This window comes from Skermanella mucosa (assembly GCF_016765655.2).
Classification (GTDB): domain Bacteria; phylum Pseudomonadota; class Alphaproteobacteria; order Azospirillales; family Azospirillaceae; genus Skermanella; species Skermanella mucosa.
Genome location: NZ_CP086106.1, coordinates 1,311,790 through 1,326,764, shown reverse-complemented (window position 1 = coordinate 1,326,764; position 14,975 = coordinate 1,311,790). Strand labels below are relative to the sequence as shown.

The following is a 14,975-nucleotide window of genomic DNA, read 5'->3' as shown; positions in this document are numbered from 1 at the left end:
CTCTTCAATCAGCCGGCGGAGGCGCCGGCGGCTGCCGCTGCTGCGGCGTCGGTAAGGACCATCCAGCGCTTACGCTTCGAGATCGGGCGGCATTCCTCGATGAAGACCTGGTCGCCCGTCTTGAACTGGTTGGCCTCGTCATGGGCAGCATAACGCTTCGACTGCCGAATGAACTTCTTGTACACGGGGTGCATCACGCGACGCTCGACGAGGACGATAATCGTCTTATCGCCCTTGTCGCTGACGACCGTGCCCTGCAAAACACGCCGGGGCATGGGTAAACTCCTACGACGCGGACGAGCGCACGCGCTCGCCCAGGATGGTCTTGATGCGCGCGATGTCGCGGCGCACCTGGCCGACGCGCGCGGTGTTCTCGAGCTGGCCCGAGGCCCGGCGGAAGCGCAGGTTGAACTGCTCCTTCTTCAGGGTCAGGAGTTGGTCGTTCAGCTCGTCGGCGGTCTTGGCGCGCAGATCGGTCGGCTTCGTCATTGATCCAACTCCTCGCCCAGGCGGGTGATGAACCGGGTCTTGATCGGCAGCTTGGCGGCGGCAAGCTCGAAAGCCCGCTTGGCCAGGTCGCCGGGGACGCCGTCCAGTTCGAACATGATGCGGCCGGGGTGGACGCGGGCCGCCCAGAACTCGGGCGAGCCCTTGCCCGAGCCCATGCGGACTTCGGCCGGCTTGGTCGAGACCGGAACGTCCGGGAAGATCCGGATCCAGACGCGGCCCTGACGCTTCATGTGACGGGTGATCGCGCGGCGGGCCGCCTCGATCTGGCGCGCGGTGATGCGCGCCGGCTCGATGGCCTTCAGGCCATAGGCGCCGAAGTTGAGCTGCGTGCCGCCCTTTGCCGTGCCGTGGATACGGCCCTTGTGTGCCTTGCGGTACTTCGTACGCTTAGGACTTAGCATGGCATGTGCCCTCTACTAGTATCCTGCCGTTCAGCGATCGCCGCGATCGCCACGCTCGCCGCGATCACCCCGGTGGTGGTCGCCGCGCTCGCCGCGCTCGGGCCGTCCGCTGGGACCGGCCTGTTGTTCATTGGCGCGCTTGTCCTGCGCCATCGGATCGTGCGCAAGGATTTCGCCCTTGAACACCCAGACCTTCACGCCGCAGGTACCGTACGTGGTCTTCGCGGTGGCGACACCGTAATCCACGTCGGCACGCAGCGTGTGCAGCGGCACGCGACCTTCGCGATACCACTCCATGCGCGCGATTTCCGCACCACCGAGGCGGCCGGAGCAGTTGATCCGGATGCCCTGGGCTCCCAGGCGCATCGCGGACTGCACGGCACGCTTCATGGCGCGGCGGAAAGCCACGCGGCGCTCCAGCTGGTTGGAGATGTTCTCGGCAATCAGCTTGGCGTCGATCTCCGGCTTGCGGATCTCGACGATGTTCAAGTTGACGTCCGAACCGGTCATCTTCGCCAGCTCGCCGCGAAGCTTCTCGATATCGGCACCCTTCTTGCCGATAACAACCCCCGGGCGCGCCGAATGGATGGTCACGCGGGCCTTTTTCGCAGGCCGCTCGATCACCACGCGGGACACACCGGCCTGCTGAAGCCGGCCCTGGAGGAAACTACGCAGCTTCAGGTCGCTATGCAACAGGTCGGCGTAGTCCCGATCCGCATACCAGCGGCTATCCCAAGTGCGGTTGATGCCGAGCCGAAGCCCGACGGGATTGATCTTCTGACCCATGTTACTCGGCCTCCACCGCTTCTTCGCGCTCGCGCACGACCACGGTCAGGTTGCTGAACGGCTTCTCGATCCGGGCGCCGCGACCGCGGGCGCGGGCGTGGAACCGCTTCATCACCAGGGCGCGGCCGACGGTGGCCTGGGCCACGTAAAGCCGGTCCACGTCGAGCTGATGGTTGTTCTCCGCGTTCGCGATCGCCGACTGCAGGACCTTCTTGACCTCGTCGGCGACGCGCCGCTTGGAGAAGGTCAGGTCGGCGACGGCCGCCTGCGCGCTCTTGCCGCGGATCAGCTCGGCGACGAGGTTGAGCTTGCGGGCCGAGGAACGGATCATCTTGCCGAACGCCATCGCCTCGTTCTCGGCGATGCGAGGCGCATTCGCTGCCTTGCCCATGGCTACTTCCTCTTCGACTTCTTATCGGCCGCATGGCCGTAATAGGTCCGGGTCGGAGAGAACTCGCCGAATTTGTGGCCGATCATGTTCTCGGTCACGATGACGGGGAGGAACTTCTGACCATTGTGAACGCCGAAGGTCAAACCGACGAACTGGGGCAGGATGGTGGAGCGACGCGACCAGATCTTGATGATCTCGTTACGCCCGCTTGCCCGCGCCTTATCGGCCTTCTTCAGCAGGTAGCCGTCGATGAACGGCCCCTTCCAGACGCTGCGCGCCACGACGTAACTCCTTTACTTCGAATGACGGCGGCGCAGGATCTGCCCGTCCGTCTTCTTGTTGTTCCGCGTCTTCTTGCCCTTGGTCGGCTTGCCCCACGGGGTCACCGGATGGCGACCGCCGGAGGTCCGGCCTTCGCCACCGCCGTGCGGGTGGTCGATCGGGTTCATGGCGACGCCACGGACTGACGGGCGCTTGCCCAGCCAGCGATTGCGACCGGCCTTGCCCAGGTTGATGTTGGACTGGTCCGGGTTGGACACCGCGCCGATCGTGGCGAGGCACTCGCCGCGGACGATGCGGAGCTCGCCCGACGCCAGCTTCAACTGGGCATAGCCCTGGTCGCGGCCGACGAGCTGGACGTAGGTGCCGGCCGAACGGGCCAGCTGGCCGCCCTTGCCCGCCTTCAGCTCCACATTGTGGACGATCGTGCCCACCGGGATGTTCCTGAGCGGCATCGCGTTGCCCGGCTTCACGTCCACGCGCTCGCCGGAGACGACGCTGTCGCCCACCTTCAAGCGCTGGGGCGCCAGGATGTAGGCCAGCTCACCGTCCTCGTAGCGGACCAGCGCGATGAACGCGGTGCGGTTCGGATCGTACTCCAGCCGCTCGACGACGGCCGGCGCGTCGAACTTGCGCCGCTTGAAGTCGACCAGGCGGTAGCGGCGCTTGTGGCCGCCGCCGATCCGGCGCGCGGTGATGCGGCCGGTGTTGTTGCGGCCGCCGCTCTTGGTCAGGCCCTCGGTGAGGGACTTGACCGGCTTGCCCTTCCACAGCTCCGAACGGTCCACCAGCACGAGCTGGCGGAGCGACGGCGTGATGGGCCGGAAGTTCTTGAGTGCCATCGGTCAGTTCAGCCTTAGACGCCAGTGGTAACGTCGATCGTGTGGCCTTCGGCCAGGGTCACGACCGCTTTCTTGAAGTCCGAACGACGGCCCAAGATACCCTTGAAGCGCTTGGTCTTGCCCTTGGTGATCAGCGTGTTGACCGCCGTCACCTTGACCTTGAACAGCCCTTCCACCGCCGCCTTGATTTCCGGCTTGGTCGCGTCCATCGGAACCTTGAACGTGACCTGACGGTGTTCGGAACCCATCGTCGACTTCTCGGTGATGACGGGGGCGGTGATCAGATCGTACATCCGCTCCTGGCTCACCGAAGGTTTCGAGATCTTGCTCATTTCAGACGAGCCTCCAGCTGCTCGACAGCGTTGCGCGTCAGAACCAGCGTGTCGCGGCGCAGGATGTCGTAGACGTTGGCACCCTGCTCCGGCAGCACGTCGATCAACGGGACGTTCCTCGACGCGCGCACGAAGTTCTCATCCAGGTTGGCGCCGTCGATGATCAGCGCCGAGGTCAGGCCGAGCTGCTTGAAGCGCTGGACCATCTCCCTGGTCTTGTGGCTGTCGGCCGTGGCGGTCTCCAGGACCACCAGCTTGCCTTCGGCCAGCTTGGTCGACAGCGCGGTCTTCAGGGCCAGCTTGCGGACCTTCTTGTTCAGGTCGTGGGCATGGCTGCGCACGACCGGACCGAAGATCGCGGCGCCGCCGCGGAACTGCGGAGACCGCAGCGAGCCCTGGCGGGCGCGGCCGGTGCCCTTCTGGCGATGCGGCTTCTTGGTCGTGCCGCTGATCTCCGAGACGCCCTTGGTCTTGTGGTTGCCGGTCCGCCGCTTGGCGAGCTGGTAATTGACCATGCGGGACAGGAGATCGGTACGCAGCGGAACGCCGAACACCGCCTCGTCGAGATCGATCTCGCCGACCTCTTCGTTATTCAGATTCTTGACGGTCGTCTTCATCTCATTCACTCCGTCGGCTCGGCGCCGGTCTCGGCGGCAGGGGCCTCGGGTGCGGGAGCAGCGGAGGCGCCATCGGTCCGGGCGCGGATCGCGGCCGGGAACGGCAGGCCTTCCGGAGCCTTGCGCTTGACGGCATCGCGGACGAGCACCCAGCCGCCCTCGGAGCCCGGGACGGCGCCCTTGACCAGGATCAGCCCGCGGTCCTCGTCGACCTGGACGATCTTCAGGTTCTGGGTGGTCACGCGCTCGGCGCCCAGGTGACCGGCCATCTTCTTGTTCTTGAAGGTCCTGCCGGGGTCCTGGCGGTTACCGGTCGAACCATGCGAGCGGTGCGACACCGACACGCCGTGGGTCGCGCGCAGACCGCCGAAGTTCCACCGCTTCATGCCGCCGGCGAAGCCCTTGCCGATGGTCGTCCCGGTGACGTCCACGAGCTGGCCCGGGATGAAGTGGGCGGCCGAGATCTCGGCGCCGACCTCGATCAGGGCGTCGGCATCGACGCGGAACTCCACCACCTTGCGCTTGGGCTCCACCTTCGCCTTAGCGAAGTGGCCGCGCTGGGGCTTCGTGACGTTCTTGACCTTGGCGGTACCGGCGCCGAGCTGGACGGCGGTGTAGCCGTCGGTCTCCTCGGTGCGCACGGCGACAACCTGGCAGTTGTCGACCTTCAGCACAGTGACCGGCACATGTTCGCCCTCGTCCGTGAAGACGCGGGTCATGCCCAGTTTCTGCGCGATCAAACCGGATCGCATGGTTTACTTCTCCTTAACCAGGGACATCCTCAGGGGGAGAGGTCCCTTAACCCTATTCTTGAAGCACTCGTGCTTAGAGCTTGATCTCGACGTCGACACCGGCGGCGAGGTCGAGCTTCATCAGCGCGTCCACGGTCTGCGGGGTCGGGTCGACGATGTCGATCAGGCGCTTGTGCGTCCGGATCTCGAACTGCTCGCGCGACTTCTTGTCGATGTGCGGCGAGCGGTTGACCGTAAACTTCTCGATCTGCGTGGGCAGGGGGATCGGACCCCGAACCCGTGCGCCGGTCCGCTTCGCGGTGTTGACGATCTCGCTGGTCGACTGGTCGAGCACGCGATGGTCGAACGCCCGCAGGCGGATCCGGATATTCTGACTGTCCATCGTCTTCAAAACCCGTTTCTCTGCCGCTGAAGGGGCCGCTCCGGGGAGCGGCCCCTCTTCGCCGGCTAACTTGTTGCGCCCGTGGGGACCAACCCCACAGCGAACCCGAACCGATTTACTTGATGATGCTGGCGACGACGCCGGCGCCGACGGTGCGGCCGCCCTCGCGGATGGCGAAGCGCAGGCCTTCGTCCATGGCGATCGGGGCGATCAGGGTGACGGTCATGGCGACGTTATCGCCGGGCATCACCATCTCGGTGCCTTCCGGCAGCGCCACCATTCCGGTCACGTCGGTGGTCCGGAAGTAGAACTGCGGACGGTAGTTGGTGAAGAACGGCGTGTGCCGGCCGCCCTCTTCCTTGGTCAGGATGTAGGCCTCGGCCTTGAACACGGTGTGCGGCGTGATCGAGCCGGGCTTGGCCAGCACCTGGCCGCGCTCGACGTCCTCGCGCTTGGTGCCGCGCAGCAGCGCGCCGATGTTGTCGCCCGCCTGGCCCTGGTCGAGCAGCTTGCGGAACATCTCGACGCCGGTCACGGTGGTCTTGACCGTGTTCTTCAGGCCGACGATCTCGATTTCCTCGCCGACCTTGACGATGCCGCGCTCGACGCGGCCGGTCACCACGGTGCCGCGGCCCGAGATCGAGAACACGTCCTCGATCGGCATCAGGAACGGACGGTCGACCGGACGCTCCGGCTGCGGGATGTACTCGTCCACCGCGGCCATCAGCTTGAGCACGGCTTCCTTGCCGATCTCCGGGCTCTTGTCCTCAAGCGCCATCAGCGCCGAGCCGTGGACGATCGGAATGTCGTCGCCGGGGAAGTCGTAGCTGCTCAGCAGCTCGCGCACTTCCAGCTCGACCAGCTCCAGCAGCTCGGGGTCGTCGACCATGTCGACCTTGTTCAGGAACACCACGATCGCCGGGACGCCGACCTGGCGGGCCAGCAGGATGTGCTCGCGGGTCTGCGGCATCGGGCCGTCGGCCGCGGAGACCACCAGGATCGCGCCGTCCATCTGAGCGGCGCCCGTGATCATGTTCTTCACGTAGTCGGCGTGGCCCGGGCAGTCGACGTGGGCATAGTGGCGGTTGGCCGTCTCGTACTCGACGTGGGCCGTCGAGATCGTGATGCCGCGGGCCTTCTCCTCCGGCGCCTTGTCGATCTGGTCGTACGCGGTGAACGTCGCACCGCCCGTCTCGGCCAGGACCTTCGTGATCGCCGCCGTCAGCGAGGTCTTGCCGTGGTCGACGTGACCGATCGTGCCGATGTTGCAGTGCGGCTTGGTCCGCTCAAATTTCGCCTTCGCCATGGTCCTCAGTCTCCATAATCTATCTTAGTCACCGGCAGTTCACTCGAGAGCCTTACGCCACCCTGGCGCGGACCTCATCGGCGATGGCCTGCGGCACCGGTTCATAGTGATCGAATTGCATCGTGTGATGCGCGCGGCCCTGGCTGATGGACCGCAGGATATTGGCGTACCCGAACAGGTTTGCAAGCGGAACCAGGGCGGTCACTGCCGCCGCGGCCCCGCGCTGGTCCACCTGCTCGATCCGTCCGCGACGGCTTCTCAAGTCGCCGATGACGCCGCCGGCGAAGTCCGCCGGGGTGACGATATCGACGCTCATGACCGGCTCCAGCAGCACCGGCTTCGCCTTGCCCAGCGCGTCGCGGAACGCCGCGGCGCCGGCCAGTTCGAACGCCAGCGCGGAGCTGTCGATGTCGTGGCGCGCGCCGTCCAGCAGGCTCACCGCCACGTCGGTCACCGGGAAGCCGGCGACGACTCCCGCGCTCCCGGCCGCCTCGACGCCCTTCTCGACGGCCTGGACGAATTCCTTCGGCAGGGTGCCGGCGGCGACCCTGCTCTCGAAACGGACGCCGCTCGCCAACGCCGCCGGCTCGACCGCCAGCCGCACGCGGGCGAACTGGCTGGCATCCCCGACCTGCTTGCGGCGGGTGTGGTCCACCTCGGCCCGTTGCGAGACGGTCTCGCGATAGGCTACCCGCGGGCCACCCACCTTGGCCTCGACCTTGAACTCGCGCTTCAGGCGGTCGGCCAGGATCTCCAGCTGGAACTCGCCGACGCCCCTGAGGACGGTCCGGCCCGGCTCCTTGTCGGCGACGACGGCGAAGGAGGGATCCTCCTGGGCCATGCGCCGCAGGGCCGCGGCCATCTTCTCCGCGTCGGCCCCGGTCCGCGGCTCCACCGTCACCTCGATCAGAGGTTCGGGGAACTCGGTCCGCTCCAGCACGATAGGATGCGACGGGTCGCACAGGGTATCGCCCGTCGCGGTATGCTTCAGGCCGGCAAAGGCGATGATGTCGCCGGCGTAGGCCTGCTTCACGTCTTCGCGCGCGGTGGCCTGCATCTGCAGCATCCGGCTGATCTTCTCCCGCTCACCCTTGAGCGGGTTCAGCACCGTGCCGCCGATCGCCTGGGTGCCGGAATAGATCCGGGCGAAGGCCAGGGAGCCTGCGACCGGGTCCGACATGACCTTGAAGACCAGCGCGGAGAACGGCGCGGCGTCGTCCGCCGGACGGACCGCCTCGTCGCGCCACTCGCCGTCGGTGCCCCGGCTTTCCATGCCCCGGATGCCGCCGATATCCGCCGGGGACGGCAGGTAATCGACGATGGCGTCCAGGACCGGCTGCACACCCTTGTTGCGGAAGGCCGACCCGCACAGCACCGGCACGAACTCGGCCGCGCAGGTGCCCCGGCGGATCAGCGCCTTCAGCGTCGCGACGTCCGGGACGGTCCCGGCCAGGAACGCCTCGGCCGCCTCGGTATCGACCTGGACCGCGGCCTCGACCAGCTTGGCGCGGTACTCGGCGGCCTGCCCTTCCAGGTCGGCCGGGATCCCGGTCTCCTGGAACGAGGCGCCCAGCCCGTCGTCCCGCCACACCAGCGCCCGCTCACCCAGCAGATCCACGACGCCGCTGAACCCGTCGCCGCCGCCGATGGGCAGCTGCAGGAGCAGCGGGGTCGCGCCGACCCGCTCGGCCAGCATGCCGATGGTGCGGAAGAAGTCCGCGCCCGGCCGGTCCATCTTGTTGACGAAGCACAGCCTCGGGACGCGGTGCTGGTCCGCCCGCCGCCATGCGGCTTCGGATTGCGGCTCGATCCCGACCGCGGCGTCGAAGACCGCCAGCGCGCCGTCGATCACCTTCAGCGTCCGCTCCACCTCGACCGGAAGGTCGACATGGCTCGGCGTGTCGATGATGTTGATGCGGTGGCCGTTCCAGAAACAGGTGGTCGCCGCCGACGTGATCGTGATGCCCCGCTCCTCGTCCTCGTCCGCCCACGCGGCATCGGCCCCGGAAGCCGCGGAAACTTCCGCGGGCCTGCCGGGCCGGCCGGTGTAGTAGAGGATCCGCTCGGTGGTCGTCGTCCGACCGGCATCGATGTGAGCCATGATGCCGATGTTGCGATACCGGTCGAGCTGCGTGGAGCGTGACATGTCGAGGTCTCGGACTGCTGTCTGGTTCAGATCGCCAGGGCGATCACCAGCGGTAGTGCGAGAAGGCCTTGTTGGCCTCCGCCATGCGGTGGGTGTCTTCGCGCTTCTTGACCGCCGAACCGCGCTGGTTGGCGGCGTCGAGCAGCTCGCCCGACAGGCGCTCGGTCATGGTGTTCTCCGACCGGGCGCGCGCGCTGTTGATCAGCCACCGGATGGCCAGGGCCTGGGCGCGGTCCGAACGGACCTCGACCGGAACCTGATAGGTGGCACCGCCGACGCGGCGCGACCGGACTTCCAGGTGCGGCTTCACGTTGCCCAAGGCATCGTGGAAGACCTGGACCGGATCGGCCTTGGCGCGGCCTTCGACGCGCTCCAGCGCGCCATAGACGATCGCTTCCGCGACCGACTTCTTGCCGTCCAGCATCAGGCAGTTCATGAATTTGGTGAGGACGCGGTCGCCATACTTGGCATCCGGCAGAACCTCGCGCTTCTCCGCGCGACGACGACGAGACATTCTTCAGGATCTCCTTACTTCGGACGCTTCGCGCCGTACTTCGACCGGCGCTGCCGACGGTCCTTGACGCCTTGGGTATCGAGCGAACCGCGGATGATGTGATAGCGGACGCCGGGAAGGTCCTTCACGCGGCCACCGCGGATCATCACCACCGAGTGTTCCTGAAGATTGTGGCCTTCACCCGGGATATAGCTGGTAACTTCGAAGCCGTTGGTGAGGCGCACGCGGGCGACCTTACGAAGCGCCGAGTTCGGCTTCTTCGGGGTGGTCGTGTACACGCGGGTGCAGACACCACGCTTCTGCGGGCACTCTTCCAGTGCCGGCACCTTGTTGCGCGCCGCCAGAGGCTGGCGCGGCTTACGGATCAACTGACTGATCGTCGGCATCAGAGCCCTTCTTCCATTCAATCTCGTCGTCGGCAAACCAGATGCCAGACGATGCAAAAACCCGCCGTCGAAGCGTAACCTCCGCCTCGTGCGGGTAAATCATCAAACGCCGTCCGAAAAAGCTCGGGTGCGGCTATGTCAGGTCGGAGCCTCTAGGGCGGCAGCGTCTAGCCCGCGAACGGCCTACTACCTGCCTCCCGGAAAGGTCCGCGGATAATAAGGATGTACCCCCCCACCGTCAAGCATTCGTAACAGATATTTTACCCGGCGGTCTTATGGCGGATGGCCATGCCGGATGGCCATGCCGGATGGCTGCCGCCGCGCTGCCGGAAGCGGTCATGGGCTTCAAGCCTTCGACCGGGGACACGGGCCGGGTGCCGCGATCGGACAGGATAGGGAGTAATGCCCGCAGGCTGTGCGTACCCGGCGGTCGACCCTCTTACAGGTCCGGAAATATGCCGTAATGACGATGGCAGAGTGAACCGTCCTTCGGACATTATCAGGGAAAGAAATCATGACGGTCCGCCCGCGCGCGGCCAGAGATGAAGTGCGAGATCCAAGGATGGCGGCCAAACTGCGACTTCTCATTGCAGAGGACGATGAACTCGTCGTCATGGGATTGACAATGGTGATCGAGCAGCTGGGCCACCTGGTCTGTGCGACAGCGCAAACCGCCGGGCAGGCCGTCGATCTCGCCGAATCGAGCGGTCCCGACCTGGCGCTGGTCGACGTGGCGCTGGCGGACGGAACCGACGGCTTGGCGGCGACCCGGGAGATATCGGGCCGGCTGGGCGTGCCCGTAATCGTCTGCAGCGCCCACGCCAGCCCCCGCGACGCATATGCCGCGGGCGCCCGGCATTTCCTGATGAAGCCCTTCGGCATCGACGCACTGACGGAGGCGATGATGTCGGTTTGCAAGGCCGGCGCATTGGCGGAGAGCCTGTCCGGGGACCTGACGGTCACGGCCGTGGCCTGATGTTGCCCGACCGCGCCCGCCGCTCCGCCATGCTGCGGAGCGGCGGGCCTCCGGGTCAGCGCTTGGCCACCTCGAACACGGTGGTCGTCCCGCTGACCTCGAAGGTGGCGACCAGCAACGGCTTGCCGTTGGGACTGTCCTCGGCGGAAATGAAGAGCAGGCCTTCCGGAGCCAGGTCCCCGGCCGTGCCCGCTGCGGCGTCACCCTTGAAATCGCGGGTGTTGACGTAGTCCACGAAGCGCGGCTCGGCGGGAACCGACAGGTCGTAGATCATGATGCCGCCGACGCGCTCCAGGCCGACGAACACATGGGGCTTGCCGTCCACCGTGCCGACCGCGATCCCTTCGGGCTCCGGCCCCTTGTCGTCGCTGCGGTCGTCGGCGCTGCCGTTCTTGTCGCTGGTGCTGTTGAACTGGCCGGGCATCAGGCCGGCCAGGGTGGATTCCATTCCCGCGCCGGTATCGGCGACCAGCTTCCCTTCGGCATCCCAGACCGAGAAGGACCGCGCGCCGTACGCATAAATCTCCTCGTACAGGCCGTCGCCGTTGGCGTCGCCCAGCGTCCTGGTGACTTTCAGGCGGCCGATCGCCTCGTCCTTCTGAAGGTCGGCGGCATTGGGGAAGGCCGCGGGGTCGAGCTTCAGCTTCGCGACGCGGGCCTCCTCGCTGAACCCCTTGTAGTCGCGCGAGTCTCCTTCGTTGGCGGTGACCAGATAGGTCTTGCCGCCCACCACGGCCGACGCGATCGTGTCCGGCTGGTACAGGCCCCTGACCGGCCATGGCTTGATATTGATGCCGCCGTCCTTATCGCTGGCGTCCAGCGGGTGGATCAGGTGGTCCTTGTAGCCGAGCCCGACCAGGCCGGTCACCTTGGCCCCTGCGATATCCACCACGGCGAGGCCGTTGCTCTCCTGAAGCGTCACGTAGGCGGTCTTGCCGTCGGGCGAGAACGCGATGTATTCGGGCTCGACATCCTGCGCCACCGTGGCACCCGGCTTGGCCAGGCGCATGCCGGCCGGCAGGGGCTTTCCGTCGAAGGCCTTGAAATCGGCGGTCCGGACGTCGGCGTCGGTCAGGTTGGCGACGCCTTTGGAGATGTCGACGATGGTGATCGAACCTTCGGGATCGTCGGTGTAGTCGGCGTTCGGCTCGCCTTCGTTGGCGGTGAGCACATGGCGTCCGTCCGGCGAGAAGCCGACCATGTCCGGCAGCGCCCCCGCCGGAACGGTCCTGATCAGCGTTCCGTCGGTCGTGAAGAAGCCGATCACGCCCGGGGCCTGCTTCGGATCGGCTTCGATCGCGGCGGCGACCACGCCGTCGCGCACGGCCACGCTGTTGACGGCCTTGCCATAGGCCTTGACGTCGATCCGGGTCACCAGCGCCGGCTTGGCCGGATCGGCAAGGTCGAGCACGTCGATCGCTCCCGAAGCGCCGTTGACCACGAAAAGCCGCTTGGAAACCTTGTCATACGCGGAGATTTCCGCGGCACCCTTGTCGAACACACCGTTGGAATAGCGCCCCAGTTCCTTCAGGGTCACGTCCGCGCGGGCCGGAAGGGCCACGGCCCCCAGGATGAATGCTATGGCCAGAACAGTCTGGGCACCCTGACTGAGGACGGTTCGTTCGTTGACGAATGCCCTGTGATTGACGACAGTCTGCGCGAGACCCATGGCTCCGGAGTCCTTCGATCGATTGGATAGGTTGCCGAAGCTAGTTCAGGTCACGCCGGAAACGTCGTATTATTGCGTGAAATTTTTCTGAACCCCGGTCCGCCGCAACTTCCCCTCCTGCCGCCCGAAACTCATGGTGCAGGGAACGCGTCCGGCACGGGCGGGTTTGTTCCGGGTGCCGGTCCCGCGGCGGGGCGTGCCGCACACTCCCTGGCTGGTCGAGGACACGATGTTCACGCTTCCCCTTTCCGATGACAACCCGGTCCGGCGAACGCCCGTCGTAACCTATGTGATCATCGCCGCCTGCGTCGGGATGTTCCTGTGGCAGGTGTCGCTGGGTCCGCGGGCCGGCCAGGCCATCGTCTATTCCCTCGGCCTGATCCCCGCCGTGCTGTTCGGCTCCGCCCAGCTGCCGCCGGAGCTGCGGCTGGTCCCTGCTCCGGCCAGCGTGGCCACCTCCATGTTCCTGCACGGGGGCTGGATGCACCTGCTGGGCAACATGCTCTATCTCTGGATCTTCGGAAACAATGTCGAGGACAGCATGGGGCGGGGCCGATTCCTGGTGTTCTACCTGCTGTGCGGCACCGCTGCGGCCCTGGTCCAGGGGTTCGCGGCGCCGCAGTCGCAGATCCCGATGATCGGGGCCAGCGGCGCGATCGGTGGGGTGCTGGGCGCCTATCTCGTCCTTCACCCGCGCGCCAACGTTCGGATGCTGTTCATCATCCTCTTCTTCATCCGGATCGTCAGCGTGCCGGCGGCGGTCGTGCTGGGCCTCTGGTTCATCCTGCAGTTCGTCAGCGGCGCCACGACCCCGACCACCGGCGACGACGGCGGGGTGGCCTTCTGGGCTCATGTCGGCGGGTTCGTGGCCGGCGCGGCCCTGATCCCCTTGTTCAAACGCCGAGAGGTGCGCCTGTTCGAGGGGCCGCATACCCGGCCGTTCGAGATGGCGCCCCCCGGCACGTTCAGGCGCCGGGGCAGCGTACCGCCGTCCGGCAACCGGTCCTGGCCGCCCGGGCGGTGACGCACGCCGCGCGCCGGGCCGAAGCCGGGCCGCGGGTTAAAGATGCATTTACCATGCAGCTTCTTGAAGCCGGGACCGCAATCCCCATATCAGATGTCGTTCCCGACATAAGCACCCTCGTCGCGCCTTCGCCGTCCAGAAGCGGCGGAAAAGGCGACGGGCCGTCCTGTCTCGTTGTCAGGGCCTCGTGTGCGGGAACACTACGTGTCTTGGAGGTTCGTTTTGAGCATTCATACCGACGACACCCTGACCCCGTTCATCGAGGAATCCCGTCGCTTCAAGATGCTGACGGCCGAGGAGGAGATCGATCTGGGCCGCCGGTGGCGCGACGAGGGCGACCGGAGCGCCATGCGTCTGCTGGTCGGCAGTCATCTGCGCCTGGTCATCAAGATGGCCCGCAATTTCGCCGGCTACGGCCTGCCGGTCGCCGACCTGATCGCGGAGGGCAACGTGGGCCTGATGCAGGCGGTCGAGAAGTTCGATCCGGAACGCGGGTTCCGGTTCAACACTTATGCCATGTGGTGGATCAGGGCCGCCATGCAGGGCTATGTCCTGCACAACTGGTCCATGGTCAAGCTGGGCACCACGGCCGCCCAGAAGAAGCTGTTCTTCAACTTGCGCCGCCTGAAGCGCGAAATGCAGGAACTGGAGTCCGGCGACCTTTCGGCGGAGACGATCACCTCGATCGCGACGAAGCTTGAGGTTCCGGAGGCCGAGGTGGTCGACATGAACCGCCGTCTGGCCGCCGCGGACAGCTCGCTGAATGCCGTGACGTCGATCGACGGCGAAATGGAATGGCAGGACCTGCTGGTCGATCAGCGGCCCGACCAGGAAAGCATCGTCGCCGACGCGGACGAACTGGAATCGCGCCGGCGCCTGCTGGCCCTCGGCATGGAAAAGCTGAACGACCGCGAACGCCGCATCCTGGTCGAGCGGCGCATGAAGGACGAGCCGACGACGCTCGAGGAACTCAGCCGCGAATACGCCGTTTCCCGCGAGCGGGTCCGGCAGATCGAGATGCGGGCCTTCGAAAAGCTTCAGAAGGCCATGTTGACCGCAGTCCCCGCCACGCGCGACCGGCTGGCGACGGCGGCGTGACGGCCGTCCCGGGGCTTATCCCGTCGAGCCGTCACTTGGCGCGGGTCGAGCCCAGCCGGTGGAACGGAAACGGGATCACGTCCGCGCTCCTGCCCTCGCCCGACAGGCGCCCCTCCTTGTCGGTGAAGCGGACGGGAATGTCCGTCCCCGCCAGGGTCGAGAGATAGACGTCCATGGAGGTGTTGACGCACTTGTACATGGCCAGGGTCATCTCGGCGCTGTACGTCCAGAAGGCCGCACAGGCGTAGGCCTGATGGGCCATGATGGAAAAGAATACCATAATGCTGTCCGTCCCCTCCCAGCGCGGGTTTGCAACCGTCTCCGGCTCAGTTTGAGTCAGTCATCCTGAAGAAGCCCCTAACCACCGCCTAACAGGATGCCGGATCGTTCGTTGCGCAAGCCCCGCGATCCGAACTTCCGGAACCACCATAACGATATGGTCCCACAGGCGCTGCGGGACCAACCCCATCTTTCGGGCAAGCCGGGTGCGACACCAAGGCTACCCGTCCGCAACGGCCGGCATGGGACACTGCTCCGACCCTTCGTCCAGCCGGAAACAGCGAC

20 protein-coding genes are annotated in these 14,975 nt (G+C 66.3%); 3 read left to right on the top strand and 17 right to left on the bottom strand.

Annotation, left to right across the window (positions count from 1 at the left end; genetic code table 11):
- Positions 1-8: 8 nt before the first annotated feature.
- The 15 genes from rpsQ to rpsL all read right to left on the bottom strand — a co-directional run bounded on the left by rpsQ (position 9) and on the right by rpsL (position 9,644).
- Positions 9-275: a 30S ribosomal protein S17 gene (rpsQ, locus tag JL100_RS06080; RefSeq protein WP_158044276.1), complete on the bottom strand. Its 267-nt coding sequence runs from the start codon at positions 273-275 to the stop codon at positions 9-11.
- A 10-nt stretch (positions 276-285) separates the two neighbouring features.
- Positions 286-489 (bottom strand): 50S ribosomal protein L29, encoded by a 204-nt coding sequence (gene rpmC, locus JL100_RS06075; protein ID WP_158044275.1) that lies wholly within the window; start codon positions 487-489, stop codon positions 286-288.
- A complete protein-coding gene (rplP, locus tag JL100_RS06070) occupies positions 486-911 on the bottom strand; it encodes a 50S ribosomal protein L16 (RefSeq protein WP_037453595.1) in 426 nt (141 codons plus the stop codon). The genes rpmC and rplP overlap by 4 nt, the downstream gene beginning before the upstream one ends.
- A gap of 30 nt (positions 912-941) precedes the next feature.
- Complete coding sequence (gene rpsC, locus JL100_RS06065; RefSeq protein WP_202684742.1) at positions 942-1,697, bottom strand: 30S ribosomal protein S3; 756 nt, start codon at positions 1,695-1,697, stop codon at positions 942-944.
- A gap of 1 nt (position 1,698) precedes the next feature.
- Entirely contained in the window at positions 1,699-2,088 is a 390-nt protein-coding gene (gene rplV, locus JL100_RS06060; protein ID WP_202684741.1) for a 50S ribosomal protein L22, read from the bottom strand.
- Between the two features lie 2 nt (positions 2,089-2,090).
- Positions 2,091-2,369, bottom strand: coding sequence for a 30S ribosomal protein S19 (gene rpsS, locus JL100_RS06055; protein ID WP_158044272.1), 279 nt, complete (start codon positions 2,367-2,369; stop codon positions 2,091-2,093).
- Between the two features lie 12 nt (positions 2,370-2,381).
- The gene (gene rplB / locus JL100_RS06050) at positions 2,382-3,209 is read right to left on the bottom strand and encodes a 50S ribosomal protein L2 (RefSeq protein ID WP_202684740.1); all 828 of its coding nucleotides are present in this window, start codon (positions 3,207-3,209) and stop codon (positions 2,382-2,384) included.
- Between the two features lie 14 nt (positions 3,210-3,223).
- Complete coding sequence (locus tag JL100_RS06045; protein ID WP_201081528.1) at positions 3,224-3,532, bottom strand: 50S ribosomal protein L23; 309 nt, start codon at positions 3,530-3,532, stop codon at positions 3,224-3,226.
- A gap of 5 nt (positions 3,533-3,537) precedes the next feature.
- Positions 3,538-4,158 carry a 50S ribosomal protein L4 gene (gene rplD / locus JL100_RS06040; protein WP_158044270.1) on the bottom strand — a complete coding sequence of 207 codons (621 nt, stop codon included), beginning with the start codon at positions 4,156-4,158 and terminating at the stop codon, positions 3,538-3,540.
- 5 nt (positions 4,159-4,163) lie between these two features.
- Positions 4,164-4,910: a 50S ribosomal protein L3 gene (gene rplC, locus JL100_RS06035; protein WP_202684739.1), complete on the bottom strand. Its 747-nt coding sequence runs from the start codon at positions 4,908-4,910 to the stop codon at positions 4,164-4,166.
- 73 nt (positions 4,911-4,983) lie between these two features.
- Positions 4,984-5,292, bottom strand: a complete 309-nt coding sequence (gene rpsJ, locus JL100_RS06030) for a 30S ribosomal protein S10 (RefSeq protein WP_037453618.1) — start codon at positions 5,290-5,292, stop codon at positions 4,984-4,986.
- Between the two features lie 115 nt (positions 5,293-5,407).
- Positions 5,408-6,598 (bottom strand): elongation factor Tu, encoded by a 1,191-nt coding sequence (gene tuf, locus JL100_RS06025; RefSeq protein WP_201073040.1) that lies wholly within the window; start codon positions 6,596-6,598, stop codon positions 5,408-5,410.
- Positions 6,599-6,650: 52 nt separating this feature from the next.
- Positions 6,651-8,744 carry an elongation factor G gene (gene fusA, locus JL100_RS06020; RefSeq protein WP_202685087.1) on the bottom strand — a complete coding sequence of 698 codons (2,094 nt, stop codon included), beginning with the start codon at positions 8,742-8,744 and terminating at the stop codon, positions 6,651-6,653.
- A gap of 43 nt (positions 8,745-8,787) precedes the next feature.
- A complete protein-coding gene (gene rpsG / locus JL100_RS06015; RefSeq protein ID WP_037461345.1) occupies positions 8,788-9,258 on the bottom strand; it encodes a 30S ribosomal protein S7 in 471 nt (156 codons plus the stop codon).
- A 14-nt stretch (positions 9,259-9,272) separates the two neighbouring features.
- The gene (gene rpsL / locus JL100_RS06010; protein WP_037461346.1) at positions 9,273-9,644 is read right to left on the bottom strand and encodes a 30S ribosomal protein S12; all 372 of its coding nucleotides are present in this window, start codon (positions 9,642-9,644) and stop codon (positions 9,273-9,275) included.
- A 562-nt stretch (positions 9,645-10,206) separates the two neighbouring features.
- Between rpsL and JL100_RS06005 the strand changes: the two genes are divergently transcribed.
- Complete coding sequence (locus JL100_RS06005) at positions 10,207-10,620, top strand: response regulator (RefSeq protein WP_202685088.1); 414 nt, start codon at positions 10,207-10,209, stop codon at positions 10,618-10,620.
- Positions 10,621-10,675: 55 nt separating this feature from the next.
- Here JL100_RS06005 and JL100_RS06000 read toward each other — a convergent pair whose 3' ends face one another.
- A complete protein-coding gene (locus JL100_RS06000; RefSeq protein WP_202685089.1) occupies positions 10,676-12,289 on the bottom strand; it encodes a choice-of-anchor I family protein in 1,614 nt (537 codons plus the stop codon).
- A 136-nt stretch (positions 12,290-12,425) separates the two neighbouring features.
- Here JL100_RS06000 and JL100_RS05995 point away from each other — a divergent pair, with 136 nt between their 5' ends.
- Positions 12,426-13,313 (top strand): rhomboid family intramembrane serine protease, encoded by an 888-nt coding sequence (locus JL100_RS05995; protein ID WP_228421098.1) that lies wholly within the window; start codon positions 12,426-12,428, stop codon positions 13,311-13,313.
- A 282-nt stretch (positions 13,314-13,595) separates the two neighbouring features.
- Positions 13,596-14,411 (top strand): RNA polymerase factor sigma-32, encoded by an 816-nt coding sequence (locus JL100_RS05990; protein WP_456115316.1) that lies wholly within the window; start codon positions 13,596-13,598, stop codon positions 14,409-14,411.
- Between the two features lie 31 nt (positions 14,412-14,442).
- Here JL100_RS05990 and JL100_RS05985 read toward each other — a convergent pair whose 3' ends face one another.
- The gene (locus JL100_RS05985; protein WP_202685091.1) at positions 14,443-14,691 is read right to left on the bottom strand and encodes a hypothetical protein; all 249 of its coding nucleotides are present in this window, start codon (positions 14,689-14,691) and stop codon (positions 14,443-14,445) included.
- Positions 14,692-14,975: the final 284 nt, after the last annotated feature.